The organism is Sorangium sp. So ce131, from assembly GCF_051519095.1.
In the GTDB taxonomy this organism is placed as follows: Bacteria; Myxococcota_A; Polyangia; order Polyangiales; family Polyangiaceae; genus Sorangium.
Window position 1 is genome coordinate 7,059,460 of sequence record NZ_CP150455.1, and the last position, 25,821, is coordinate 7,085,280.

At 73.1% G+C, this 25,821-nt stretch carries 16 protein-coding genes; 11 read left to right on the forward strand and 5 right to left on the reverse strand.

What is annotated here, in order from left to right; all coding sequences use genetic code 11:
* The first annotated feature begins 131 nt into the window (after positions 1-131).
* The 3 genes from WMF43_RS25730 to WMF43_RS25740 all read left to right on the forward strand — a co-directional run bounded on the left by WMF43_RS25730 (position 132) and on the right by WMF43_RS25740 (position 3,125).
* Positions 132-1,265, forward strand: a complete 1,134-nt coding sequence (locus WMF43_RS25730; RefSeq protein WP_437668543.1) for a quinone-dependent dihydroorotate dehydrogenase — start codon at positions 132-134, stop codon at positions 1,263-1,265.
* A complete protein-coding gene (locus tag WMF43_RS25735) occupies positions 1,255-2,412 on the forward strand; it encodes a GNAT family N-acetyltransferase (protein ID WP_437668545.1) in 1,158 nt (385 codons plus the stop codon). Before WMF43_RS25730 ends, WMF43_RS25735 begins: the two co-directional genes overlap by 11 nt.
* A gap of 62 nt (positions 2,413-2,474) precedes the next feature.
* Positions 2,475-3,125, forward strand: a complete 651-nt coding sequence (locus WMF43_RS25740) for a hypothetical protein (protein ID WP_437668547.1) — start codon at positions 2,475-2,477, stop codon at positions 3,123-3,125.
* A 25-nt stretch (positions 3,126-3,150) separates the two neighbouring features.
* On the opposite strand, the gene WMF43_RS25745 is transcribed toward WMF43_RS25740, so the two are convergent.
* Positions 3,151-4,452, reverse strand: a complete 1,302-nt coding sequence (locus WMF43_RS25745) for a sigma 54-interacting transcriptional regulator (protein WP_437668549.1) — start codon at positions 4,450-4,452, stop codon at positions 3,151-3,153.
* A 388-nt stretch (positions 4,453-4,840) separates the two neighbouring features.
* On the opposite strand from WMF43_RS25745, the gene WMF43_RS25750 reads away from it, so the two are divergent.
* From WMF43_RS25750 to WMF43_RS25760, 3 genes are read left to right on the forward strand one after another with little or no spacing between them, the layout of a single operon-like run.
* Positions 4,841-7,180 carry a DUF1588 domain-containing protein gene (locus tag WMF43_RS25750; RefSeq protein ID WP_437668551.1) on the forward strand — a complete coding sequence of 780 codons (2,340 nt, stop codon included), beginning with the start codon at positions 4,841-4,843 and terminating at the stop codon, positions 7,178-7,180.
* A gap of 8 nt (positions 7,181-7,188) precedes the next feature.
* On the forward strand, positions 7,189-8,460 hold the full coding sequence (locus WMF43_RS25755) for a DUF1501 domain-containing protein (protein ID WP_437668553.1): 1,272 nt from the start codon (positions 7,189-7,191) through the stop codon (positions 8,458-8,460).
* 34 nt (positions 8,461-8,494) lie between these two features.
* Positions 8,495-8,941, forward strand: coding sequence for a hypothetical protein (locus tag WMF43_RS25760; RefSeq protein ID WP_437668555.1), 447 nt, complete (start codon positions 8,495-8,497; stop codon positions 8,939-8,941).
* 10 nt (positions 8,942-8,951) lie between these two features.
* On the opposite strand, the gene pbpC is transcribed toward WMF43_RS25760, so the two are convergent.
* The 3 genes from pbpC to WMF43_RS25775 form a co-directional block, all read right to left on the reverse strand.
* Positions 8,952-11,570, reverse strand: coding sequence for a penicillin-binding protein 1C (pbpC, locus tag WMF43_RS25765; protein WP_437668557.1), 2,619 nt, complete (start codon positions 11,568-11,570; stop codon positions 8,952-8,954).
* Positions 11,571-11,573: 3 nt separating this feature from the next.
* On the reverse strand, positions 11,574-17,327 hold the full coding sequence (locus WMF43_RS25770) for an Ig-like domain-containing protein (RefSeq protein ID WP_437668559.1): 5,754 nt from the start codon (positions 17,325-17,327) through the stop codon (positions 11,574-11,576).
* Positions 17,328-17,842: 515 nt separating this feature from the next.
* Positions 17,843-18,511 (reverse strand): hypothetical protein, encoded by a 669-nt coding sequence (locus WMF43_RS25775; RefSeq protein WP_437668561.1) that lies wholly within the window; start codon positions 18,509-18,511, stop codon positions 17,843-17,845.
* Between the two features lie 776 nt (positions 18,512-19,287).
* Between WMF43_RS25775 and WMF43_RS25780 the strand changes: the two genes are divergently transcribed.
* From WMF43_RS25780 to WMF43_RS25800, 5 genes are read left to right on the forward strand one after another with little or no spacing between them, the layout of a single operon-like run.
* Positions 19,288-20,400 (forward strand): ABC transporter permease, encoded by a 1,113-nt coding sequence (locus WMF43_RS25780; RefSeq protein WP_437668563.1) that lies wholly within the window; start codon positions 19,288-19,290, stop codon positions 20,398-20,400.
* Positions 20,400-21,329 (forward strand): ABC transporter permease, encoded by a 930-nt coding sequence (locus WMF43_RS25785; protein WP_437668565.1) that lies wholly within the window; start codon positions 20,400-20,402, stop codon positions 21,327-21,329. Before WMF43_RS25780 ends, WMF43_RS25785 begins: the two co-directional genes overlap by 1 nt.
* A gap of 33 nt (positions 21,330-21,362) precedes the next feature.
* The gene (biuH, locus tag WMF43_RS25790) at positions 21,363-22,061 is read left to right on the forward strand and encodes a biuret amidohydrolase (RefSeq protein ID WP_437668567.1); all 699 of its coding nucleotides are present in this window, start codon (positions 21,363-21,365) and stop codon (positions 22,059-22,061) included.
* A complete protein-coding gene (locus WMF43_RS25795) occupies positions 22,061-23,689 on the forward strand; it encodes an ABC transporter ATP-binding protein (protein WP_437668569.1) in 1,629 nt (542 codons plus the stop codon). The genes biuH and WMF43_RS25795 overlap by 1 nt, the downstream gene beginning before the upstream one ends.
* Positions 23,686-24,360, forward strand: a complete 675-nt coding sequence (locus WMF43_RS25800; RefSeq protein ID WP_437668571.1) for a cysteine hydrolase family protein — start codon at positions 23,686-23,688, stop codon at positions 24,358-24,360. Before WMF43_RS25795 ends, WMF43_RS25800 begins: the two co-directional genes overlap by 4 nt.
* Before the next feature lie 143 nt (positions 24,361-24,503).
* Here WMF43_RS25800 and WMF43_RS25805 read toward each other — a convergent pair whose 3' ends face one another.
* Positions 24,504-25,583 carry a BMP family ABC transporter substrate-binding protein gene (locus WMF43_RS25805; RefSeq protein WP_437668573.1) on the reverse strand — a complete coding sequence of 360 codons (1,080 nt, stop codon included), beginning with the start codon at positions 25,581-25,583 and terminating at the stop codon, positions 24,504-24,506.
* Positions 25,584-25,821: the final 238 nt, after the last annotated feature.

Sequence of the window (25,821 nt, forward strand, 5' to 3'; positions counted from 1 at the left end):
GCGAGTCTACTCCGTCCGGCGCCCCCGGGATCGCGGCACACACGCGGGGCGCGCCATGGTATCGACCCCCGGATCGCCGCCGGTCCGCCGGGATCTGCTCCGGCGCCGCGCCGCGAGGGAGACGCGCCCCGATGTACCGCCTCGTCCGACCGCTCCTGTTCGCGCTTCCACCCCGCCTGGCGCACGAGCTCGGCATGCTCGCGCTGGCCCCGATCGAGCACGTGGGGACGCTCCGCGCCCTGCTGCGCGCCCGCCTCGCGCCCGAGGACGGGCGCATCGCGGTGCGCGCCATGGGGCTCCACTTCCCCTCCCCGCTCGGCGTCGCGGGCGGCTTCGACAAGGACGCCCGCCGCGCCCGCGCGCTCGCCGCCCTGGGCTTCGGCTTCGTCGAGCTCGGGACCGTCACCGCCCAGGCGCAGGCCGAGAACCCCCGGCCGAACCTCTTCCGGCTGCCGGCCGACCGGGCGCTCATCAACCGCCTCGGGTTCCCGAACCAGGGCGCGGCGCGCGTCGCCGCCCGGCTGCTCGACCGCGGCGGCGCCGCGGCCGTCGGCGTGCCGGTGGGCATCTCGATCGGCAAGTCCCGGGTCGCGCCGCTGGACCCGATCGAGCCCGCGATCGAGGACTACCTCGCGAGCTTCCGCGAGGCGCGGCGCGCGGCGGACTTCGTGGTGGTCAACGTGTCGTCGCCGAACACGAAGGACCTCCGCGCCATGCAGGGGCCGGCGATCGCGCGGGCGCTGCTCGCGGCGCTCGTGCGGGAGAACCGCGGGGGCGGGGCGCCGCTGCCGCTGCTCATCAAGGTCGCCCCGGACCTCGGCGACGACGAGCTCGAGGCGCTGCTCGCCGTCGTCGAGGAGGTCGGCCTCGCCGGCGTCATCGCGACGAACACGACCGTGCGGCGCGACGGGCTCGCGACGAGCCCGGCGGAGGTCGCGGCGATGGGCGCCGGCGGGCTGAGCGGCCCGCCCCTCCGGCAGCGGTCGCTCGCGATGGTGCGGCGGATCCGCGCGCGCCTCGGCGCCGGCGTCACGGTGATCGGCGCCGGGGGCGTCGAGTCGGCGGAGCACGCGCTGGCGCTGATCCAGGCGGGCGCCGACCTGGTGCAGCTCTACACGGGCTTCATCTACGGCGGCCCCCTCCTCCCCGCCGAGATCGCGCGCGGCCTGTCGGAGCTCGTGACGCGGTCCGGCGCGCGGTCGATCGAGGAGCTGGTCGGACGGCCGGAGCGCGCCGCGCGCGCTACGATCGATCATGGAGCTTGAAGCCCACATCCACGACACCATCCGCGACATCCCGGAGAGCGACTGGGACGCGCTCCACGGCGCGGACCAGGCGCCGTTCCTCTCGTGGGCGTGGTTCGACGCGCTCGAGCGGACGGGGTGCGTGGGCGAGGAGGCGGGCTGGCTGCCCCACCACATCACGCTCCGGGCCGAGGGCGTCTTGCTCGCCGCCGCGCCCGCGTACCTGAAGGACAACAGCGAGGGCGAGTTCGTCTTCGACCACGGGTGGGCCTCGGCGTCCCACCAGCTCGGCGCGCCGTACTACCCGAAGCTCGTCGTGGCGGTGCCGTTCACGCCCGCGACCTCGCCGCGCCTGCTCGTGCGGCGCCCGGAGGACCGGCCGCTGCTCCTCCAGGTCCTCGCCGAGACGCTCCGCAAGCTGGTCGCGCGGACCCGCATCTCGAGCGCGCACGTGCTGTTCCCGACCGAGGACGAGGCGGCCGCCCTCGCCGGCGCGGAGATGGCGCACCGCCACGGCATCCAGTTCCAGTTCGTGAACGAGGGGTACCAGACGCTCGACGACTTCCTCGGGCGCTTCAACGCGAAGCGGCGGCACCAGATCCGGCGCGAGATGCGCGAGGTCGCGAAGCAGGGCCTGTCGATCGAGACGCTCCGCGGCGCGGCGATCACGCCGGAGATCGTGGACACGATGTTCGGCTTCTACGTCTCCACCGTGGAGAAGTTCGCCTGGGGCCGGCAGTACCTGAACCGCGCCTTCTTCGAGGAGATCGCGGTCCGGCTCCGCGGCGGCGAGGGCGCCGCGCCCCGGGGAGGCCTCGAGATCGTGGTCGCGCGGGACGGCAAGCGGATCATCGCGGGCGCGCTGAACCTCGCCGGCCCCACGGCGCTCTACGGCCGCTACTGGGGCGCCTCGGAGGAGCGGCCGTTCCTGCACTTCAACGTCTGCTACTACCACCCGGTCGAGGACTGCATCGCGCGGGGCCTGAGCCGCTTCGAGCCGGGCGCGGGCGGCTCGCACAAGCTCGTGCGCGGCTTTGCGCCGAGCGTGACCCACAGCGTGCATCACCTCGCGCACCCGCGCCTCGACGCCGCCGTGCGCGAGTTCCTGGTCCGCGAGCGCGCGGCCGTGCGCGCGAAGACGGCCGACAGCAGCGTGGCGTTCCGCTGAGCCTGCCCCCGCGGCAGGGCCGGTGTTGACGTGGCGCGCTCCCGGGAGGGATGCTGTCGGCGATGCGCGCCTTGCTTGCCCTGCTCGCCCCTTCCCTCGTCGTTGGACTCGCCGCGAGCGGCGGCTGCTCCAGCGATCCCACCCCGAGCGGCCCCTCGACCACGGCGACCGTGACCGTCGCCGGGGCGGGCGGGAGCGCCGCCGGCTTCGGCTGTTCCGGCGGCAACCCGGACGGGCGGTGCGCGATGCTCGCCCAGGTCCCGGAGAGCTGCAGCTGCCCCGACTGCGCGGACTCGGCGAGCTGCTCGGGCCGCTGCAACGACGACGGCGTCTGCGACCTGCGGCCCGACGGCGAGGACTGCACCTGCGCCGACTGCGGCGGCAGCGTCGCCGAGTGCAGCCCGAGCCGCGGGTGCAACGACGCCGAGGGCTGCAACGTCAACGAGGACTGCACCTGCCCCGACTGCACGGACACCCCGCGGTGCACGGATCACTGCACCGACAACGGCTCGTGCGCGGAGTACTTCGAGGGCTGCTCCTGCGCCGATTGCGGCAACGTGGAGCGCTGCGGCGGCGCCCCGGCCACGACGACGACCGCCACGACCAGCGCCGCGGGCGGCGGCGGCGGCGCGGGCGGCAGCGGCGCGGGCGGCGACCCGGCCGGCGGCGGCGGCGCGGCGAGCGGCGGCGCGGGCGGCGCCGGCGGCGCGTAGCGGCAGCCCCGGCGCCTGCCGGCGCCTACTGCTTCGCGCTCAGCCCGTGTTTCCTCAGGAACATGCGCACGTGGTGCCGCTCCATGCCGGCGCGGCGCGCCATCTCGCTGATGTTGCCGCCCGTCGCGCGGATCAGCTCGCTGAAGTACCGCTGCTCGAACGTCGCGACGGCGCTCCGCTTCGCCTCCCCGAACGCCGACGTCGGCGCGACCACGTCGCCGCCGCCCTCCAGCGGGAGGATCGCCGCGATCGCCTCGGCCCCCGGCGGCAGGCTGGCGGCGACGCTCGTGACGTTGATGAGCTCGCGGACGTTGCCCGGGAAGTCGTGCTGGCCGAGCGTCGTCGTGATCAGATTGACCATCTCCACGGCGCGCTCCGGGCACCCCATGCGCTCGCAGACGCTCTGGACGAGCAGCGGGATGTCCTCGCGCCGCTCGCGGAGCGGCGGCAGCTCGATGCGCATCTGGGCGATCCTGAAGAAGAGATCGCTCCGGAAGCGCCCGGTGTTCATGCTGCGGCCGAGATCGCGGCGCGTCGCGGCGATGATCCGCACGTCGATCGGCTCGTAGCTCCGCCCCCCGACGCGCTTCAGCTTGCGCTCGGAGAGCACGCGGAGCAGCTTCGGCTGGAGCTCGGGCGGAAGCTCGCCGAGCTCATCCAGGAAGATCGTGCCGTGGTTCGCCTCGTGGAAGGCGCCGTTCTTCCGCTCGCCCGCGCCGGGGGTCGGGCCCTGCTCGCTGCCGAACAGGAAGCTCTCGGCGAGCGCGCCGGGCAGCGAGGCGCAGTCCACGACGATGAACGGGCCGCTCCGCCGGGTCGAGTGGTCGTGGATGGCCTGCGCCGCGAGCTCCTTGCCCGTGCCGGTCTCCCCGGTGATGAGCAGCGAGAGCTCCGTCGGCGACACCTCGCGCAGCAGGCGGAACAGGTGGCGCATGCGCGGCGAGGCCCCGATCAGCGGGCCGAAGCTCTCGTCGAAGCCGACGTCCACGCGCTCCTTCTCGAGCGGCTCGAAGCTCAGCACCGACCCGCCGACCTGGATCGCGCACGCGGCCGTCAAGATCGCCTCGCGGATGCGCACCGTCGCGACGAACGTGCCGTTCTTGCTGCCGAGGTCACGGATGAGCACGCCGGGGCCCTCGGCGCGCAGCTCGCAATGCGTCGAGCTGACCTCCGGATCGTCGACGACCACACCGCAGCTCGGGTCGCGCCCGACCACGACCGGCGAGATGCCGATCTTGACGGGCTCCCGGCCCGCGGCGCGCAGCGTGCCCCCGCGAACGAACCACTGCACCGCGCGCGCGCGGGTCGCATCCCTCGTCGAGCTCATATCCAACGGTTATTCGATTTCCCCGATCTTGACCACATCCACGCACGCACCCCATCGCCTGCCGGGCTTCCCACCTGGGCGCACCGGGTGCGCGCCTTCACGAGGTGCCGCGGCGCCGCGTCGAAAACTTTCAAATTCACGGCAGATACCTGGAGAAATTCCGATCAATTCACGTGCTGAGCACATAGCCGGATCACCCCTCAGGAGGTTACAGTACGAGCCTGCGGTTGAGACGGAGCGGGCGAGGGCTTCACCCCGGTTCGTCGATGCGCGATCCGACAGCCAGCGATGAGCCTGTCGAGGTGTGGAGATCAACGCGACCCGGGGGGCCGAATTCCCGGCCCCCTCAACACGGGAGCACGCGCAGGCGCTCCCGGCGAGGATGCTTATGCCGAGAACAGGATCGATTCTCCGGAGGCGCGCCGCGACGGCCCTGGGGCTCCTCGGGCTCTCCGCCGCGGCGGCGGCCACAGCGGCCTCCGCCGGCTGCACCGGCGCGGTCGACGGTCCGTGCCTCTCCGACGAGCAGTTCTTCGCGGAGAAGGTGTGGGTCCCCATCCTCTCGACGAAGTGCATCGGCTGCCATAACCCGCAGGGCCAGGCGGCGAAGTCGAAGATGGTCCTCGCGGGGAGCAGCGAGGCCGGCTTCCTCGACAAGAACCTCGCGACGTTCAAATCGCTCGCCAACCTCGAGCTCGGGGGCGAGTCGTACGTCCTGCTCAAGCCGACGAAGAGCATCGATCACGGCGGCGGCAACGTGATCGAGGTGGACGGCCCCGAGTACGAGGCGCTCCGCGAGATGGTGGACCGCACGAAGAGCCCGTCGTCCTGCGAGACGGACGTCAACGCGTCGTTCGCCGACGTGGTGATGAGCGGGCCGGAGGAGACGCTCCGGATGGCGAGCCTCGAGCTCGGCGGGCGCCTGCCCACCGAGGCCGAGGAGCAGGCCGTGCAGGAGAGCGGCATGGCGGCGCTCGACCCCATCCTGGATCAGCTCCTCACCGAGGAGGCGTTCTATGTCCGGCTGAAGGAGATCTATAACGATCTGTTCCTCACCGACCGCTACATCAACGGCGAGGCGGCCGTCGAGCTGCTGAAGAGCGACGCGTACGATCCGAAGTGGTACAACAGCATCCCGCAGGATCCCGCGCTGGTCGAGAAGTACGGCGCGCGGGACCTGGAGGACGTCGTGAACCGGCTGAAGAGCTGGACGAACCGCGCCATCGGCAGGGAGCCGCTCGAGCTCATCGCGCACATCGTGCGGAACGACAGGTCGTTCAAGGAGGTCCTCACCGCGGACTACACGGTCGTGAACCCGTTCTCCGCGAAGGCCTACGGGGTGAACGTCGAGTTCAAGAACGACGCCGATCCTGCTGAGTTCGTCGAGGCGAAGCGCGATCCCATCCCGCTCGCGGGCGTGCTCACCTCGGTCGTGTTCCTCACGCGGCACCCGACGACGAACACGAACCGGAACCGGCACCGCGCGCGGGTCGTCTACGAGTTCTTCCTCGGCACCGACATCCTGAAGACGGCCGAGCAGCCGCTCGATCAGACGAAGATCACGGATTTCAACCCGACGATGAACAACGCGGCGTGCACCGTCTGCCACGCCGCCATCGACCCGCTGGCCGGCGCGTTCCACAACTTCGACGATCTCGGCCGGTACAAGGCGGACGACGCCTGGTACGACGAGATGCGGCCGCCGGGCTTCGGCGCCGAGGCGGTGCCGTTCGAGGAGTTCCCGAGCGCGCTCCAGTGGGTGGCGAAGCGCGTCGCCGACGACCCGCGGTTCGCGCTCGCCGCGGTCTACAACATGTACACCGGCCTGACCGGGCAGAAGCCGCTCGTCGCGCCGGCGAACGACGATCCCGAGTTCGGCGCCAAGTTCCGCGCGTACCTCGCCCAGTACCACGCGTTCAACGCGATCGCGCACGACTTCGCCGAGAGCGATTACAACCTGAAGACGGTCGTCAAGGGCATCATCAAGAGCCCCTATTTCCGCGCGCGCAACGTCGCGGGGGCGTCCCGCGGCGAGGCGACGACGCAGCTCGGCGGCACGCGGTTCCTCGGGCCCGAGCAGCTGCACCGCAAGATCTGGGCGGTGACGGGGTACCCGTGGCGGCCGAGGGCGTTCGAGGACGACGGCAGCCGCGTGGACTGGCTGCTCCGGCGCGACACCTACAACCTGCTCTATGGAGGCATCGACTCCGAGCAGGTGACCCAGCGCATGACCGAGCCGAACGGGGTCATGGCGAACGTCGCGGACCGGATGGCGAACGAGATGGCGTGCATCTCGGTGCCCCTCGACATGCACCTCCCGCAGGAGGAGCGGCTCCTCCTGCCGTTCGTGGAGCAGACGTTCGAGCCGAGGGACGCGAACGGCTTCGAGGTCGTGCCGGCCGTGGAGGCGATCAAGAAGAACATCCAGTACCTGCACAAGCGGGTGCTGGGCGAGGCGCTCGAGCTCGGCGACCCCGAGATCGAGCGGACCTACCAGGTGTTCCTCGGCACCTGGGAGGAGGGCAAGGAAGGCATGAAGAAGGCCGAGGGCGAAGAGGGGCGGATCTCCACCTGGCTCCCCGGACCGTGCCAGGTGCAGAGGGATTACTGGACCCGCGACGAGCTGCCCGACGACCAGAAGCTCCAGCGCGACGAGAACTACACCGTCCGCGCGTGGATGAGCGTCATGACCTATCTCCTGTCGGACTTCAGGTTCCTTTACCAGTAGGAGCAGCCATGGAACGTCGAGATTTCCTCAAACTGGCATCGATGGCTGGCCTCGGGGTCGTCGCGGCGGGCGCGCTGTCGCGGGACGCCGCGGCGGCTGACCCCTACTCGGGCCCCCTCTGGATCAACGTCCACGCGGGCGGCGGCTGGGATCCGACGAGCCTCTGCGATCCCAAGGGCGCGCAGAGCGCCGCGGAGCAGGAGACCCGGGACGCGATGAACCGGAGCTACCTCGCCGCGGACATCGGGGACGCGGGCAACCTCCGGTTCGCGCCGGTCGGCGCCCTCCCGGCGTTCTTCAAGAAGCACTACAGCAGGCTGCTCGTCATCAACGGCATCGACACCGGGACGAACAGCCACGACGCGGGCGTGCGCAACACGTGGAGCGGCACGCTCCGCGACGGCAAGCCCGGCTTCGCGGCGCTCGTGGCCGGCGTGCGCGGCGGCGCGCTGCCGATGGGGTTCATCAGCAACGGCGGCTACGAGACGACAGCGAACCTCGTGCCCGTGACGCGGATGCCCGAGACGGGGCTGCTCCGGCGGCTCGCGTACCCGAACGTGGTCGAGCCGTCGGCCGAGACCCCCGAGCGCTACCACACCGAGGCCACGATGACCCGGATCCTGGAGGCCCGGCAGGCGCGGCACGCGGCGAAGCTCGAGCAGCAGCGGCTGCCCCACGTGAAGCAGGCGATGAGCACGCTGTTCACCTCGCGCGTCGGGCAGAACGAGCTCAAGCAGCTGATGCAGTACCTGCCCGAGAAGTTCGAGGACGCCTCGCTGCGCAAGCAGGCGCAGGTCGCGCTCGCGGCCTACCGCGCCGGCATCTGCGTGAGCGCGAACCTGTCGCTCGGCGGGTTCGACACCCACGGGAACCACGACCAGAACCATATCCCGCGGCTCGACGCGCTCTGCGACGGCATCGACTTCCTCCTGACGACGGCCGAGGAGCAGGGGATCGCCGACCGGGTCGTGCTGGTCGTGGGCTCGGACTTCGGGCGGACGCCGGGCTACAACCAGGGCAACGGCAAGGACCACTGGAACATCACCAGCATGATGCTGGCCGGCCCCGGCATCCTGGGGAACCGGGTGGTCGGCGCGACGGACGAGCGGCACAACCCGCTCAGCGTCGACCCCGTCACGCTGCAGCCCTCGGAGAACGGCGTCCGGATCACGCCGGGGCACGTGCACAAGGCGCTGCGCAAGCTCGCGGGGATCAACGAGGATCCCACGGTGCAGCGGTTCCCGCTCGCCGAGGAAGAGGACCTGCCGCTGCTCGGGTGACCGCGCTCGCGGCGCGCTGCTAGTCTGTCGTGTGATGTCGAACCACGAAGACCACAGCTCCGACACCGTCCAGCAGCTCGCCGGGGAGCTCATGCTCGGGAGCCTGCTCGAGCGGCTCGCGTCCCAGCACGGCGGGTACGACCTGCTCGACCACTGGCAACAGGGAGAGTTCCACCACGACGTCGTGCTCCGCGTGCGCGAGCCGGGCGAGCTGCCGGGCGACGTGCTCGTCGTCGCCACGAACTGCAACGGCGGCGTGAAGGAAGTGCTGGTGTTCGCGAACGTGCCCGAGCGCTGGGCGCTGTGGCACGACCGGTGCCCGGACAACCCCGAGTTCGAGGGGCAGGTCGAGCCGATCCTGGCGCGCGCCACCACGCATCACTGGTTCGATCCGTGCGCGCTCCTCCTCCCCGACGCGCGGAGCGAGCTCAGGCCGGAGTTCCGCGCGCGCGAGCGCGGCGGCGGGTGGAGCAAGCGCTGAGCGGGGCGGATCACTCCACCGAGAACACGATCTCCTCGCTCGGCGCGACGCCGTCCGCTTCGACCCGGAGCCGGTGCGCGCCGGCCGCGAGCGGCCAGTCGAACGTGTACGGCGGCCCGAGCTCGATCGCGCGGCCGTCGAGCACGAGCCGCGCGCGGCCCACGCCCGGGGGGACGTCGGCGCGGAGGCGGATGGCCTGGAGCGAGTTGACCGAGGGATCAAGGACGAACCGGGCTCCGTCGGGCGGATAGGCGACGCGGACGCGCGCGCCGCCGCGCGGCGGGCCCGCGGGATCGCCGGGGAGCGCGCCGCAGAGGGGGGACAGCTCCTCGGGCGCGAGGGGGCGGCCGGCGGCGCGCGCCCACGCGGCGAGCTCCGCGCCGTACCGCTCGAACGAGCGCTCCTCGACCACGCCGGCCGGGCAGGCGCCGGCGCGCAGGCCGTTGCGGCGGTCGATGCGCACCACCTCGTGCATGTCGCACGACACGAGCGCCGCGGCCTCGTCGCGCGGGAGGAGCTCGCGGCGGCGGTGCGGGCACGCCTCGACCGGCCGCATGCCGGACAGGGCGCAGACCTCGACCTCCGCGAGCAGCTCGGGGTCGGGCGGCTCGAAGGGGCGCGGCGGGCGGAGGCGCGCGGCGGCGAGCATGGCGTCGCGGAACAGCGGGCCCGCGCCCGTGATGCCGCTGACGCCGCCCATGGGCGCGCCGTCGAAGTTGCCGACCCAGACCGCGACGGTGACGTCGGGCGTGAAGCCGACCGCGACGTTGTCGCGGTACCCCTTGGACGTGCCCGTCTTCGCGGCCACGGGGAACGGCAGGTCGAGGGCGCTGCCCTCGCCGAACGACGCGATGCGCGCCTTGTCGTCGGCGAGGATGTCGACGATCACCCGGGCGCGCGCGGGGTCGAGCACACGCGCGCCGCGCGGCGCGCTCGGGGACGCGGGCGCGGGCGGCTCGGCGGGGGCGCCGGCCGCGCGGGGCGCGCCTGCCGCCGCGCGCACGGCGCGCACGGGCAGGTAGAGCCCGCCGCGCGCGAGCGTGGCGTAAGCGTTCGCGAGATCGAGGAGGCGCACCTCGCCGTCGCCGAGCGCGATCGCGACGCCGTACCGCGACGGCTCGCGATCGAGCGAGCGCAGGCCGAGCTCCCGGAGCCGCGCGACGACGCGGTCGGGGCCGAGCGCGGCCGCCGTCCAGACCGCCGGGACGTTGTACGAGCTGGCGAGCGCGTCCCGCAGGCGGACGGGGCCGTGGAAGCGCCCGTCGTAGTTCCGGGGCGCGTAGCTGCCGTCCTCCGTCGGGAAGGAGAGCTCGACGTCGGGCAGGGCGGTCGCGGCGGTGAACCCGAGCTGCTCCATCGCGAGCTCGTAGACGAACGGCTTCAGGGCAGAGCCGGGCTGGCGCAGCGCGAGCACGCCGTCGTTGTGGCCGAGCCCGGCGGCGTCCTCGATGTCGTGCGAGCCGACGTACGCGAGGACGTCGCCGGTCGCGTTCTCGAGCACCACCACCGCCGCGGCGCTCACGTCGCGGTCCGCCAGGGCGCGGACGGTGCGCTGCGCGAGGACCTCGATCTCGCGCTGGAGGCCGCGGTCGATGGTCAGCGTGATGGCGCTCGCGCGGCCGTGGCCCAGCGCGTCGCGCGCTGCGTCGGGGCCGCCCGGGCCGCCGTCGCCCAGCGCGCCGCCGAGCACGGCGCGGACGAGGTGCGGCGCGCCGAGGCCGCTCCCCTTCGGGGCGAGCGCGATCGGCTCCGCGCGGGCGCGGGCCACCTCGCCCTCGCCGGCGAGCCCGGCGGCGAGCATGCGATCGAGGACGCGGTTCCTGCGGCGCTCGAGCGGGCCGGTCCCGCGGCGCGGGTCGTACAGCGCGGGGCCGCGCGGCATGCTGGCGAGCGCGGCGGCCTCGGCGAGCGACAGGTCGGCGGTGGGCTTGTCGAAGTAGAAGCGGCTCGCGGCCTCGACGCCGCGCAGGCCCGGACCGAACGCGACGCGGTTCAGGTACTGCTCGAGGATCTCGCGCTTCGAGAGCGACGCCTCGATGCGGAGCGCGAGCGCCATCTCGCCGAGCTTGCCGCGCAGCGTGCGCGGGCGCGGCACGAGCGCGCGCGCGAGCTGCTGCGTGATCGTCGAGGCGCCCGAGACGACGCGCCGCTCCGCCGCGAGCTGGCCGAGCGCGCGCGCGATCGCCAGGGGATCCACGCCGGGGTGGCGCGCGAACCGCCGGTCCTCCGCGGCGAGCAGCGCGCGCTGGATGCGATCGCCGGCCTCGTCGAGCGGCAGCCAGCGGGCGCGCGCGCCGTCCCCGGCGCGCAGCTCGCGGAGCACCGCGCCGTGGCGATCGAGGATCACCGTGGAGACGGCGGGCTCCTCGGCGGCCTGGAGCGCCGGCGGGAGCGGCGTCAGCGCCGCGAGCACGGCGAGCAGGAGCCACGGCGCCGCGGCGGCGGCGAGCGCGAGCTTCACGGCGCGGCGCGCGGCCGCCGCGCGGGTCACGCTCGCCGCCCCCCGCGAGAGGCGCGCGCGGACCCGGGCGAGCAGCCCGCCCGCGCCGCGATGCGAGAGGCGCGCGCGGGCCCGGGCGAGCAGCCCGCCCGCGCCGCGATCGGCGCCCGGTGACGGCGGCGTGCGCACGGCTCAGCGCGGGCGCGGCGCCGCGCCCGCCCCTCGGCCCGTGACCTTGACCGTCGTGGCCCCCGTCCGGCCGAAGACCTCGGGGGTGTACATCTCCTCCGCGCGCGCGGGCGGGACCACGAACGCGCCGAGCGTCGTGGCCCGCGCGAGGTAGCGGTACCGGTACATCCCCGCGGCCATGTGGTCGACGAAGAACAGGACCCGATCGTCGCGGACCTCGCGCACGAACCGGCTCGGCTCGTAGGCGCGGCCGGTCGCGCGGAGGTCGTCCTGATCGTCGCCGTCCGCCTCGGCCTCGGCCTCCGCCTCCGCGGCGTCCACGTCGAGCGAGCGCGCGGACGTCGCGAGCCGCGCGTCGACCGCCTCGAGCCCCGCCGGCAGCGGGTCGTCGATGACCACGAAGTCACGCGGCGACGGCGTCACCACGAGCAGCTCGCCGAGCACGAGGTCGCCGCCGGCGAAGGACAGCGAAGGCGGCGCCGCGCCCGCCGCGCCGCCGAGCGCGGCCGCGAGGTCCTCGGGCGCGAGCGCGCGCAGCGACTTCTCGACGTAGAAGCCGCGGTCGAGCGCCGCCGCGGGGAGCGACTTGCGCGCGTAGCGGAGCCGCGCCTCGTAGAAGAGCCGCCCTGTGCCGTCGACCGAGAACGCGAGCGGCGCGCCGGCGGCGCTCGCGAGCCGCGCCGCGGGGATCGACGTCCTCGCCTGCTCGGTGGTCGGGCCGTGGAACGGCGCCGAGAAGATCTCCGCCTGCCCGAGGAACACGCGCGCGTCGAAGTCGGGCGCCCGCTTCTCCTGCGCCCTCCGGTACTCGTCGAGCGCGAGCAGCGCCCAGGCCGTCTCCTGCGTGCTGCGCCACGTGCCGCCCCGGCGATCCGCGAGCAGGCCCGCCGCGAGCCGCGGGGCGAGCGCGTGCGACGGCCGCGCGGCGAGCAGCGCGCGCAGGACGAGCGCCGAGGTGCGGACCTCGGAGTCCATGAGGACCGCGTACGCGTCGCCGTGGTTCGAGACCGCCCGCGCGGCCGGGCCGTCGAGGCGCAGCGCGCCCTCGAGCTCGCCCACGAGCTGATCCACGGCCGCCCGGTCGCTCTTGCCGACCACCATCGCGTGCGCGAGCAGCGCCTTCGAGAAGAGCGGCAGGTCCTTGCGCGCCTCGAACAGCCGGCTCGCGCGGCCGGGGTCGGGCGCGCCGCTCAGCGCGAGCACGTCGAGGATGAACGGCGCCGTGGCCCGCGCGAGCGGATCCCGGTCGACCTCGCTCAGCCGCTCGCGCAGGAACGCGATCGCGCGGTCGGTCGCGTCGCGCGGCACCGCCACCCCGTGGCGCCTCGCCTCGGAGAGGCCCCACAACGCGTAGGCCGTGGTCCAGAGATCCGGCTCGTCGGACTCGGCGAAGAAGCCGAACCCGCCGTCGCCCCGCTGGTGGGAGAGGATCTCCCGGACCGTCTTGCCGACCACCGACGCGACGTCCTTCGGCAGCGCGATCCCGTACGCCTTCGCGAGGTCGCGCAGCGAGAGCAGCGGCACCATCCGGCTCGTCAGCTGCTCGGTGCACCCGTACGGGTACTCGATCAGCTGCTCGACGCCGCCGCCGAGGCCCACGAGCGCGGTCGGCGCGAGGCTCACCGTCATCCCGCCGACGTCGTCGCGGATCGCCGACAGGTCGCCGAGCCGCTCGGCGCTCGCGGTGGTCGTGTCGCCGTAGAGCGCCACGGCCTCCGGCGACGCCGGCGCCTTGATCTCGCGGGTCACCTCGACCACGTCCTCCGCCCCGCCGCCGGCCGCCCGGAAGCGCAGCGTCGCCTGGCCCGCCCGCGGCGCCGCGAGCGCGAACCGGACCTCGGCCGACTCGCCCGGCGCGAGCTCGATCGCGCGCTTCGCGCCCCCGGAGAGCGCGAGCCCCGACGCGGTGACCTCCACCTCGACCGCGGATCGCGCGAGCCCCTTCGAGGTCACGACGACGCCCGCGTCGATCGCGTCGCCGGCGCGGAGGAAGCGCGGCAGCGCCGGCCGGGCCATGAGCGTGCGGCTCGCCGTCACCCGCGACGCGCCGTAGCCGAAGCGATCGTCCTCGGCGACGGCGACGGCCATCACCCGGTACGTCGTGAGCGAGTCGGGCAGCTTGAAGCTCGCGTGCACCTGCCCGGCGGCGTCCGTGACGAGCGCGGGGTGGTAGTAGGCGCTCTGGCGGAAGTCGCGGCGCACGCCGGTGCCGCCCCCGGCCCCGTCGCCGCCCGCGCGCCCCTTGTCGGCGCCGAGATCCGCGAACGGGTTGCGCACGCGCGCGAGCGCGGCGCGCGACTCGATCGTCGCGACCTTCAGGTCGCGCGGCGCCCCGAACACCGGGATGGGATCCGGGGTCTGGTAGTTCACGAGCGACAGCACGCCCTCGTCGACGGCGTACAGCGCCACCTCCGCGCGAGCGGGCTGGCCGCGCTGGTCGCGCACGTCGACGTCCACGCGGATCGGATCCCCGGGGCGCGCGTCCGCCCGGTCCGGACGGACGTGCACCACGAGCCGCCGCGCCTCCGGGTTCACGCGCAGCGGCGCGTAGCCGAGGCGGAACGCCGGCGCGCCGACGTCGGGCCCCGCCGCGCCGTCCTTGCCCGGCGCGGGCGGCGGCTTCGTCCGGCCGCGCAGGAGCAGCACGGAGACGAACGCGTTCGGCCGGAGGTCCTCGGTGATCGGCACGTCGATGACCGGCATGCCGCCGGAGAGCGTCGCCCGCCGCTCGGTCAGGATCCCGGCGCGCTCGACCGTGATCAGCGCGTCGGCCGACGCGAACGGCGACTTCACCAGCACCCGCGCCGTCTGGCCGACCTCGTAGCTGTCCTTGTCCGGCACCAGCTCGACCTTCAGCTCGTCGCTGTCGCCGAAGCCGCCGCCGCCCGCCCCGAGCGCGTAGATCCCCGCCGCCGCCCCGACCGGGTTGCCGCGGCGATCCTTGGCCTTCGCGTGCAGCAGGAAGTAGCCCGCGCCCGGGATCGCGAGCTCGCAGCCCCGCGGCGCCGCCGCCGTCGTCACCCCGCAGCGCGCGACGACCTTGTCGACCGGCGCCATGACGCTGCGGTACGCGCTGCCGCTCTGCTCGCGGGCGAGCGTCCACGTCCGCTGCACGAGCGCCACCTCTACGCCGACCTGCGCGACGCGCGCCCCCTTCGGGTCGACGGCGAGGATCTCGGGACGGAGCACGTCGCCCGCCTTCGCGAAGCGCTCGGGCTCCTTGATCGCGACGTAGAACTCGGCCGGATGCACGAGCGCCGTCGTGCTCCCGGCGAGCGCCTGCCGCGACACGTCCGTGATCTCCGCCTCGCACGTCACGCTCTCGGGGCCGCGCTGCCCGGGCAAGGCGAGCGTCGCGCCGATCGCCGCCTGCCCGCGCGCGTCGAGCTTCTCGCCTCCGCTCTGCACCTGCGCCTCGCGCGGCGCCTGCGCCGGCAGCGCGTCGGTGAGCTCGTCCTCGCGGATCGTGAAGCCCTCGAGCCCCGGCGGCGAGAACGCCGCCGGCGCCCGCGTCACCGAGAGCCGGGCCTCCGCGTTCGTCATCGGCGCCCCGAACAGGTAGTCGCCGCGCGCGATCCAGCGCGCCTTGTCGCCGCGCACGTAGCTCGGCTTGTCGCTCTCGACGCCGACCTTGAACTCCGCGGGCCGGTACTCGGCGACCTCGACGCTGCTCGTGACGTCCGGCCACCCGGCCTCGCCCCCCTGCACCGTCGCCGAGAGGCTGTACGTGCCGAGCCGCGCCGTCTCCGGGATCTTCACGTCGGCCGAGAACGTGCCGAACGGGCCGAGCGCCGGCGAGAGGGAGACGAGCGCCTCGCCGTCCGGCCCCTCGACCTTGAACGCGACGCCCTTGCCGGCGGGCGTCGTCGTCCCGCGCGCCGCCTCCTCGCGGAAGATGCCCTTCACCCGCACCGTGTCGCCCGGCCGGTAGATGCCGCGATCGGAGAACACCATCCCGATGGGGCGCGCCTCGCTGAAGTCGTACGGCGCGCCGAAGCGCCACCCGCTCAGCGCCTCGGCCACGCGGCGGTACGTCCAGTCGTCGCCCGCGCGCGCGAAGATCACGCCGCGCTCCGGCGCGGACGTCGCCCCCGGCCGGTACAGCGCCGCGGGCACGCTCGCGAGGCCGCGCGCGTCGGTGAGCACCGGCGCGGGCGCGGGCGCGCCCGGGGCGCGGATCCACACGCGCGCCCCCGCGACCGGCGCGCCCGTCGACAGGCGCGTGATCCACACGAGCGAGCCGCTCGGCGACACCTTCGCGCTGATGCCGAGGTCCGTCACCTGCGCGATCACCGCCTCCGAGGCGACGCGCGCCTGCCGCGTCCCGGGCCGCGCGGTGTAGCTCAGCCCGATCGCGAGCGGCCCCCGCTTGCCGGCGCCGCCCAGCACCTCCTCGGCGCGCACGAGGTGCGTCGCCGGCGCGTTCGCCGCGGCGGCCGGGCGCAGGACCGAGCGCTTGCCGGAGGGCAACGCGGCGATCTCGTTCAACTTCGGGCTCCGTCCCGGGCTGTTCGGGTCGGCCTCGAGCGCGAGCACCGCGTCCTCGGTCATCGCCCCGACCGCGAGCGTGAGCTCGCGGACGTTTACCGACATAACCGGGATCTCGGGCCGCTGGCCCGGATCGAAGATCCCTCCCGCGAGGCCGATCTGCGCCTCGGGCCAGCGGTCGCCGAACGCGACCTGCGAGGAGAAGGGCTCGGCGAGCGCTTGCCCGTGCTGGTCGCGCAGGCCGGCCGCCACGCGCACGCGGTAGCTGCGCCCCGGGGCGAAGCGCCCGTCGATCGAGACGTGGCTCGTGAGGTCGTCGTCGCTCATCCACGCCGGCCACCGGAGCTTGACGGCGGGCTCCACCGAGATCGCCCGCTTCACGTCCGCGAGCCGGACGTTGTTCGAGAAGACGAGCGACACCCAGCCCTGGGTCGAGCACCCGCCGCCGGGCGTGTCGCGGTCGCACTCGACGCGCTCGACCCGGAGCGGCCCGTAGGTGCGGTAGGAGAACCGCTGCTCCTCGCCCGCCGGCAGCGGCCCTTCCTTGCCGCGGAGGCTCCCGGCAACGGCGATCTCGACGTCGCTGTCGCGCGGCAGCGGGGCGCGCGGGACGAGCTCGGCGAGCAGCTCGTTCTTCGGGTCGGGGCGCCGCACGTCGAGCGCGACCGGCGCGCCGCGGCCGCCGGCCGTGACGGACACGCGCCGCGCGATCTCGGCCGTCTCGACCGGTTGGTTGAACCGGAGCTCGAAGCGCGCGTCCGGCCGGAGATCGTCCTTGCCCGACCAGGGCTCGACGCGCGCGACCCTGGGCAGCTCGGTGCGGAACGTGAGCATGTACGGCGCGGCGAGCGCGCTGCCGTCGAGCGCGCGGGTGCCGGCCGGGACCTCGACGGTGAACTCGGTGGCGCGCGGCAGGCGTCCGTCGGGCACGAACGTGAGGCCGCTCGTGCCGACCCAGCGCCACCGCCCCGGCGCGGCCGGCTTCAGCGTCGCGGGGGCGGCGGCCTCGGCGCCGGCGAGGTCGAGCGATCGCATCGGCCGGTTGAAGACGAGGCTGATCTCCGCGGGGCTCTCGGTCTGCCCGCGCGGCGCGCCGAACACGACCGCGAACGGCCCCTCGGCGGGCCGCGCGCCCGGATCGAGCGCGCCGGGGGCGAGCGTGCCGCGGGGCGGGACGTTGGGCGCGCGGGCGCCCTGCACACAAGCGAGGCTGAGGGCGATGACGGCCAGGGCTGCGGGCGCGGACCGGAGGCGCGGGGCGGCGGGCATGGCCCGCGACTCAGCAATGGGGATGCCGCGGCTGCAAGAGGCCTGTCCGCAGCGGAGCCGGGGGGGCGATGTGGCAGGCGAGACACGCCGGGAGAGCTCCGGGACGCAGCGGACGCGACGGGGGGCGGGCGCGGGCGCCGGCGCGGCGCGGCGCGGCGCGGCGCGGCGCGAGGTGGGGTGGGGTCGTGCCGAGTCGTCCGGCCCCCGGAGAGGGGTGTCTCTGCGCGGGGTGGGGGCCCCGCCGAACTCGTCTGAGATAGGGCCCCTCCGGCAAGCCGGAGGAGCCCCATCTCAGACTCAGACATCGGCCCATCCCCCACCCCGCGCAGAGACACCCCTCTCCGGGGGCCTACGGAGGGTACAGAGCAGGTCCCAACGGTTCGAGTTCTTCCCGATGGTCTGGCCGCGGCAGGTCCCAACGGTTCGAGTTCTTCCGCAGGGTCTGGCCGTGGCGGGTCCCAACGGATCGGATCCGTTGCCAGGGGGTGGCCTCGGCGGATCCGAGGGAGCGGGGCTCACGGCCAGGTGTCCATAATCGCGGCGATCCAGCTGTCCGGATCGCGAAATCCGGGATCCTGCTCGATATGGATGAAGCGTCCGCTGTAACTCGCGGCGGGGCTACCACAGACCCGGCTCGCCGGCACACCGTTGAGGAGCCTACCTTGGACGTTGGTCGTCGCGTTCAACGAGCAAGCGCCGCCGCCGGGGACGCCGATGCGCCACGCGGGCTTGTAGGCGAGCAAATTGCGCCTGAGCTCCAGGATCTTGTCGCCCTCGACGGGGACGACGTCCATGCCGTGAGAGAGGTGCACGTCCACCGACGCGCAGGTGCTCTGCGCCATGCCATGCCACTGAATGGCCGACCATCGCCTCGATCCGTAATGGGCCGCGAGCTCCTGATAGGTGGCGTGGAACATGTTCGCCACGTTGTGGGCCATGTCCGAGGTGGCCAACGAACTCTGACAAGCGCTCTCGACCATGCTCGCGTCGCGGTGGGCGCCGCCCATCAGGAAACTGCGAGACCTCGTCTCCTTGAAGACGGTGATGGCCTGGATCTCCGTCTCCGCATCCGCGATCGGATGTGCCGCCGAATGGCAGATCTCTCGCTCCGCGGCCGCATCCACGATGAAGGTGCCCAGCCCGCGATCGACGATCCGGTCGCCATTTCCGTCGGCGACCTCCATGAGCACACAGTACCTGCGGCCGTTGGACGCGTCGCGGACGAGCCGGATCCGCGCGAACGACGACAGACTGGACGGAAGCACGGCGTCGCATCGACCGGCCATCATCAGGCGAACGACGCTCCGCCACGCGCTCATCTGGGTCGAGCTGGGGACGACGAATGCCCCTGAGTCCCTTCCGGGCATCTGGTCGCGGATACACGCCGCGAGCTCCTCCAGGGTCGTGCTCGACGAGCAGGTCAGGTCGGCGGCGAGCGCCGTGCGAGACGCCATCAGGGCGCCGGCGCCGAGCGTGCACAAAATCGATCGTTTGAACCACATCGCAGCAATACCTCCAGGTCGGGGGTGTACGGGTGGGATCGTCCGGAGATCACGTGCGAGGCGCGCAGCGCACGTAGGCATAGGAACGAGGCTCGCCCGGGCTCCACGCCGCGTCGCACGGCGCGTTCGTCGGCGTTCACCGATCCTTCAGGCGCGCGAGCGCTCGCCGTCTTCTCCGCCGCCTGCGCGATGATCGCCAAGCAACATCACCGGTCTGCGAGCGCGAGTGCAAGGCGGAGACCGCCGCGGAGACAGGCGCGCTGTGCGAACCGTTCGCGGTCGCTGCGGCCACCACATCGCAGCATCACACGACCCGGTGGGCCACCAGGGCGCCGCACATCGTGCCAGCGACGCACCTCTCTCAGGCTGGCAGGCGTCGTCCAGGCGCGCAGCGCTCCCTGTCCGCTCCATCGCGCCCCGCAAGCTCCCGGAAAAATCGCGGAAATATAGGCCCCCTTATGCTGGGCCGCGTGAAGCTCCTCCCGCACACGCTGCTCCGCCGCGAGACAGCCGAGGCGATCGCCATCCCGATCGGGGCCCTCGCGGCCTCGCTCCTCGTGTTCGGCGCCTTCGTGGCCACGCAGGGCGCGAACCCCCTCGACATCTATTACGGGATGTACCGCGGCGCCTTCGGCACGTGGTTCTCGTTCCAGAACACCCTCCTCCGGGCGGCGCCGCTCATGCTCACCGCCCTCTGCACGGCGCTGCCCGCGCGCCTCGGCCTGATCGTCATCGGCGGCGAGGGCGCGGTCGTCGTCGGCGGGCTCTCGGCCGCGTCCGTGGCGCTCGCCGCCGGCGCGTGGCGCGCGCCGCCCGCCGCCGTGCTCGCGGCGATGTTCCTCGCGGCGCTCGCCGCCGGGGCGCTCTGGATCGGCCTCGCCGGCGCCCTGCGCGTCTACCGCGGCGTGAGCGAGACGATCAGCAGCCTGCTCCTCACGTACATCGGCGTCGCGCTCCTGAACCACCTCGTCGAGGGGCCGCTGCGCGACCCCGCGAGCCTCAACAAGCCGTCGACCGCCCCGATCGGCGCCGCGAACGCGCTCGGGAACCTCCCCGGCCTCGAGGTCCACTGGGGCCTCGCCTACGGCGTGATCGCCTGCGCGCTCTGCTACGTGCTGATGCACCACACGACCTTCGGCTTCGCCGCGGCGATGAGCGGCGGCAACGTCCGCGCCGCGCAGCTCGCCGGCCTCCCGGTGAAGCGCCTCGTCGTGATCACCTGCATGCTCGCCGGCGCGTGCGCGGGGCTCGCCGGCATGGTGGAGGTCGCTGCCGTCCACGGCCGCGCCAACGCGTCGCTCGTGAGCGGGTACGGCTACACCGGCATCCTCGTCGCCTTCCTCGCGCGCCACAACCCGCTCGCGGTGATCCCGGTCTCCCTCCTGCTCGGCGGCATCGGCGCGAGCGGCGGCCTGCTCCAGCGCATGGCGCAGCTCCCGGACGCCACGGTCAACGTGCTCCAGGGGATCCTGTTCCTCGCCATCCTCGCGAGCGAGACCCTCTACGGCCGCTTCCGCTTCGTCCGGAAGCCCGAGCTCCGGCAGGCGGCGCCGGCGCCGTCGGTGGCGTGATGGGCGGCGCCGACGCGCTCGGGCTCTGGGGCATCCCGCTCGCCGTCGCGGCGGGCGCGATCCGCATCAGCACGCCGTTCCTCTTCGTGAGCCTCGGCGAGTGCCTCACCGAGAAGAGCGGCCGCGTGAACCTCGGCCTGGAGGGCACGCTCGTCATGGGCGCCATGGGCGGCTACGGCGTCTCCTACGTCACCGGCTCCGCCTGGCTCGGCGTGCTCGCCGCCGGCGCCCTCGGCGCGGCGCTCGGCGCGCTGCACGCGTTCCTCTGCGCGAAGCCGCGCGTCAACGACATCGCCGTCGGCATCGCGCTCATGCTCTTCGGCGTCGGCCTCGCCTTCTTCCTCGGCAAGCCGCTCATCAAGCCGACCGCGCCCCGCCTGCCCGCGATTTCGCTCGGTTTCTTCAGCGATCTCCCGCAGATCCGCGCCGCGCTCGAGGTGAACGCGCTGTTCCTCGTCGGGGCCGCGCTCGCCCCGGCCCTGCGCTGGATGCTGGACCGCACCCGGATCGGCCTCGTGCTCCGCACCGTCGGCGAGAGCGCCGACGCCGCGCGCGCGATGGGCGTCGACGTGAACCTGGTCCGGCGGCGCGCGACCATGGCCGGCGGCTTCCTCGCCGGCGTCGGCGGCTCGTACCTCTCGCTCTTCTACCCCGGCAGCTGGAACGAGGGCCTGTCGAGCGGGCAAGGCCTGATGGCCGTCGCCCTGGTCATCTTCGCGCGCTGGAACCCGGTGCGTTGCCTCTACGCCTCGCTCCTCTTCGGCGGCGCGAGCGCGCTCGGCCCGGCGCTCCAGTCCGTGGGCGTCACCTCGGGGTACCACCTCTTCAACGCCGCGCCGTACATCGTCACGCTGGCCCTCATGGTCGCCACGAGCTCCGCGACCCAGAGCCTGCCCCACCAGCCCGCCGAGCTCACGCTGGCCCGCTGACGGGCGTCACCCCACGAACGGAGGAACCGACACATGACCTACGTGGCCGCCGACCCCTACGCCTGGCCGTACCATGGCGAGCTCCGCCCCGAGACGACCGCGCTGATCGTGATCGACATGCAGACCGACTTCTGCGGCAAAGGCGGGTACATCGACCTGCTCGGCTACGACATCTCGCTCACGCGGGCCTGCATCGGCCCGATCCAGCGCGTGCTCGCGGAGGCGCGCCGGCGCGGCTACCACGTCCTGCACACGCGCGAGGGTCACCGGCCGGACCTCTCGGATCTCCCGGCGAACAAGCGCTGGCGCTCGCGCCGGACCGACGGCGGGCGCGGCGCCGGCGTCGGGATCGGGGACCTGGGGCCGCGCGGGCGGGTGCTCGTCCGCGGGGAGCCCGGCTGGGAGATCATCCCGGAGCTCGCGCCGCTCGCCGGCGAGCCGATCATCGACAAGCCCGGCAAGGGCTCGTTCTACGCCACCGATCTCGACCTCATCCTGCGCCAGCGCCGGCTCGAGAACCTGATCCTCACGGGGATCACCACGGACGTCTGCGTGCACACGACGATGCGCGAGGCGAACGATCGCGGCTACGAGTGCCTGCTGCTCTCCGACTGCTGCGCGGCCACGGATCCCGGCAACCACGCCGCCGCGCTGAAGATGATCACGATGCAGAACGGCGTCTTCGGCGCCGTCTCGACGTCCGGCGCGCTGCTGGAGGCGCTCGCGTCGTGATGGATCCGCGCGCCCTCACGAGCCCGGCGGCGAGGCCGCCCCGGGCCCTCGCGCCCGGCCTCGGGCTCGGCGCCGACGCGGCCGCGCCCCCGCCGGCGCTCTCCGCCGTCGGGATCACGAAGCGGTTCGGTCCGCTGCTCGCGCTCGACGATGTCTCGCTGCGCGTCGCGCCCGGGAGCTTCCACGCGCTCCTCGGCGAGAACGGCGCCGGCAAGAGCACGCTCGTCAAGTGCATCATGGGCTACCACCCGGCGGACGCGGGCGAGGTGAAGGTCGGCGACGCCGCGGTCGCGATCAAGAGCCCGCGCGAGGCGCAGTCGCTCGGGATCGGCATGGTCTACCAGCACTTCACGCTGGTGATGAACATGACGGTCGCGGAGAACCTCGTGCTCGCGCGCCCGGCGCTCCCCCTCGTGATCGACTGGCGCGAGGAGCACGCGCGGATCCGCGCGTTCATGGCGCGCATGCCCTTCCGCATCGATCCGGGCCGGGCGGCGCGCTCGCTCTCGGCCGGCGAGAAGCAGAAGCTCGAGATTTTGAAGCAGCTCTACCTCGGCAGCAGGATCATCCTGCTCGACGAGCCCACGTCGGTGCTCACGCCCGCGGAGGCCGACGAGGTGCTCGGGATGCTGCGGCGCATGGCCGATGAGAAGCGGATCAGCGTCCTCATGATCTCGCACAAGTTCCGCGAGGTGACGCGCTTCGCGGACGAGGTCACGGTGCTGCGGCGCGGCCGCCTCGCCGGCCGGGGGATGGTCAAGGACCTCACGCCTCTCGCCATGGCCGAGATGATGGTGGGCTCGCAGCCCGCGCCGCCCGGGCCAGAGGAGCAGGCGGCGCGGCCGGCGGCGGGCGGCGAGGGCGCGCGCGCCGGGGAGCCGATCCTGCGCGTCGAGGGGCTCGCGGCGAACGACGATCGCGGGCGGCGGGCGCTCGACGGCGTGACGCTCACGGTGCGTCGCGGCGAGATCGTCGGCATCGCCGGCGTCTCGGGCAACGGGCAGGAGGAGCTCGTCGAGGTGCTCGCGGGCCAGCGGGCCGCGCGGTCCGGGCGCGTGCTCGTCCACGGCGAGCCGTACGGCGCCGGGCGCGAGCAGATCCGGGAGCACCGGGTGCGGTGCCTGCCCGAGGAGCCGCTGCGGAACGCCTGCGTCCCTTCGATGTCGGTCTCGGAGAACATCGGCCTGCGCGTCTTCGACGGGCCACCTTACACGGCGCTCCGCTGGGGCGTGAGCCGCGCCGCGCTGAGGAGGACGGCCGAGCGCCTCGTGAAGGAGTACGCGATCAAGACGCCCTCGGTCGACGCGCCGATCGGCAAGCTCTCGGGCGGGAACGTGCAGCGCGTGGTCCTCGCGCGCGAGCTCGGCGGCGACGTCGAGCTGCTCATCGCGGCCAACCCGTGCTTCGGCCTCGATTTCGCGGCGGTGGCCGAGATCCGCGCGCGCATCAGGGCGGCGCGCGATCGCGGGACCGCGGTCCTGCTCGTGAGCGCGGATCTCGACGAGGTCTTCGCCATGGCGGATCGCATCCTCGTGATGAGCGAGGGGCGCGTCGTCCACGAGTCCGCGGCCGCCTCGGCCGACATCGCCGAGATCGGGCGCGCGATGGCGGGGGCGGGGCACCCATGACGGCGCTGGGACCGGAGATCGCGGCGAGGCCGTCCCCGTTCCGCCTTGCCGAGCGGGGGGCTGCGGCGCTGCTCGTGATCGACATGCAGCGCGATTTCCTGGAGCCGGGAGGCTTCGGCGCGGCGCTCGGCAACGACGTGCGGCCGCTCCAGCGCATCGTGCCGGCGGTGAGGAAGCTCCTCGACCTGTTTCGCGCCCACGATCTGCCGATCATCCACACGAAGGAGGGGCACAGGCCGGATCTCTCGGACTGCCCGCCTGCCAAGCGGCGGCGGGGTGCGCCGGGGATGCGGATCGGGGATCCGGGGCCGATGGGGCGGATCCTCGTCTTGGGGGAGCCGGGGAACGATTTCGTGCCGGAGCTCGCGCCGGAGCCTGGGGAGCTCGTCGTGCCGAAGCCGGGCAAGGGGGCGTTCTACCGGACGGGGCTCGACGCCCAGCTGGCGGCGCGCGGGATATCCCAGCTGATCATCGCGGGGGTGACGACGGAGGTGTGCGTGCAGACGACGATGCGGGAGGCGAATGATCGCGGGTATGAGTGCTTGTTGGTGGAGGATGCGACGGAGAGTTATTTCGCGGAGTTCAAGGCGGCGACGCTCGAGATGGTGAGGGCGCAGGGGGGAATTGTGGGGTGGACGGCGAGGGTGAAGGAGGTGAGCGAGGGATTCTAAAGGGTGGGGGGAGCGGGAGAGGAGGAATCGAGCACGAGCACGAAGACGAGCACGAGAGACGAGGGACGAGGGACGAGGGACGGGAGGCGGGAGACAAAGAGACGGGACGGGAGATGACGGACGGGGGAGGAGAACGACGGGGGTTACTGCTGAACTGATCCGATGGATCCTTCCACGAGGTAATTCATGTTCTCGAGGGCGATGTCGGTCTGCTTCTGCTCGACGCTCTCGGCGAGGATCACCTTTCCCTCGTTGTCCTTGATCGGACCCTTGAAGATGGTGAGCGTGCCCTCCGTGAGCTTCGCCTTCGCCTCCTCGGCCTTCTTCTTCGCCTCCTCGGAGACGGCGGGGCCGTACGGCGAGAGCTTGATGAACCCCTCCTTGAAGCCGCCGCGCAGGAGGTGGGGATACTGCTTTCCCTCGCGGATCCAGCTCATGTAGTCGGTGTAGACCTTCGCCCAGTTCCACTCGGCGCCGGTGAGGTAGCCCTTCGGGGCGAGCGTCGCCTGGTTCGTGTGGTAGCCGGTGCTGAAGGCGCCGCGGCGCTCGGCGAGCTCGATGATCACCTTGGGCGAATCGACGTGGGCGGTCAGGACGTCCACGCCCTGATCGATGAGGCTGTTCGCCGCCTCCGCCTCCTTGACGGGCATCGACCAGTCGCCGGTGAAGATCACCGCCGTCGTCGCGCTCGGGTTCACGCTCCGGGCGCCCAGCGTGAACGCGTTGATGTTGCGCAGGACCTGCGGGATGGGCTTCGCCGCGATGAAACCGAGCTTGCCGCTCTTCGTCGTCATCCCGGCGACGATGCCGGACACGTACTCCGCCTCGTCGATGTAACCGAAGTAGCTGCCGACGTTGGCCGGGTGCTTCGAGCCGTCGTAGAGGCCGCCGCAGTGGAGGAACGTCTTGTCCGGGAACTTCTCCGCCTGCTTGAGGATGTGCGGCTCGAAGTAGCCGAACGACGTCGGGAAGATCACCGCCGCGCCGTCGAGGTTGATCATGCTCTCGATCGTCTTCTGCACGGCGACCGTCTCGGGGACGTTCTCCTCCTCGCGGGTCTTCACGCCGGCCAGCTTCGCGACCGCGGCGGCGCCCTCCGCGTGCGCCTGGTTGTACCCGTAATCGTCCCTGGGGCCGACGTAGATGAAGCCCACCGTGAGCGGCTGATCGCTCGCAGCCTCCTTGCCGCACGAGGCAGGCAGCAAGGCGAGGGATACGAACAAGGGCCGGACACAGGCGAGGAGCCGCGGCCCTCGCGGCGCTTCAGCCTTGGGCAGAAGAGGAGATCGCAGGGTGTTCTTCACGGCATGAATGTGTACGCCCGTCTGCTTTTCTGGATCTTTTCCCTCCCGTGAATTCGCCGCGATCTGCGCGATGGCCATTGAGCTGGCGTTGCGCGCTGTGGCATGGTGTCGATCAACAGACGAGGTTTCGAGATGGCCTGGTCAGATGCAAACCCAG

Bases quoted from the DNA above. Each gene is read 5' to 3' on its own strand.
- WMF43_RS25730 (WP_437668543.1), top strand. From the start codon at position 132: ATGTACCGCCTCGTCCGACCGCTCCTGTTCGCGCTTCCACCCCGCCTG.
- WMF43_RS25735 (WP_437668545.1), top strand. From the start codon at position 1,255: ATGGAGCTTGAAGCCCACATCCACGACACCATCCGCGACATCCCGGAG.
- WMF43_RS25740 (WP_437668547.1), top strand. From the start codon at position 2,475: ATGCGCGCCTTGCTTGCCCTGCTCGCCCCTTCCCTCGTCGTTGGACTC.
- WMF43_RS25745 (WP_437668549.1), bottom strand. From the start codon at position 4,452: ATGAGCTCGACGAGGGATGCGACCCGCGCGCGCGCGGTGCAGTGGTTC.
- WMF43_RS25750 (WP_437668551.1), top strand. From the start codon at position 4,841: ATGCCGAGAACAGGATCGATTCTCCGGAGGCGCGCCGCGACGGCCCTG.
- WMF43_RS25755 (WP_437668553.1), top strand. From the start codon at position 7,189: ATGGAACGTCGAGATTTCCTCAAACTGGCATCGATGGCTGGCCTCGGG.
- WMF43_RS25760 (WP_437668555.1), top strand. From the start codon at position 8,495: ATGTCGAACCACGAAGACCACAGCTCCGACACCGTCCAGCAGCTCGCC.
- WMF43_RS25770 (WP_437668559.1), bottom strand. From the start codon at position 17,327: ATGCCCGCCGCCCCGCGCCTCCGGTCCGCGCCCGCAGCCCTGGCCGTC.
- WMF43_RS25775 (WP_437668561.1), bottom strand. From the start codon at position 18,511: ATGGAGGTCGCCGACGGAAATGGCGACCGGATCGTCGATCGCGGGCTG.
- WMF43_RS25780 (WP_437668563.1), top strand. From the start codon at position 19,288: ATGCTGGGCCGCGTGAAGCTCCTCCCGCACACGCTGCTCCGCCGCGAG.
- WMF43_RS25785 (WP_437668565.1), top strand. From the start codon at position 20,400: ATGGGCGGCGCCGACGCGCTCGGGCTCTGGGGCATCCCGCTCGCCGTC.
- biuH (WP_437668567.1), top strand. From the start codon at position 21,363: ATGACCTACGTGGCCGCCGACCCCTACGCCTGGCCGTACCATGGCGAG.
- WMF43_RS25795 (WP_437668569.1), top strand. From the start codon at position 22,061: ATGGATCCGCGCGCCCTCACGAGCCCGGCGGCGAGGCCGCCCCGGGCC.
- WMF43_RS25800 (WP_437668571.1), top strand. From the start codon at position 23,686: ATGACGGCGCTGGGACCGGAGATCGCGGCGAGGCCGTCCCCGTTCCGC.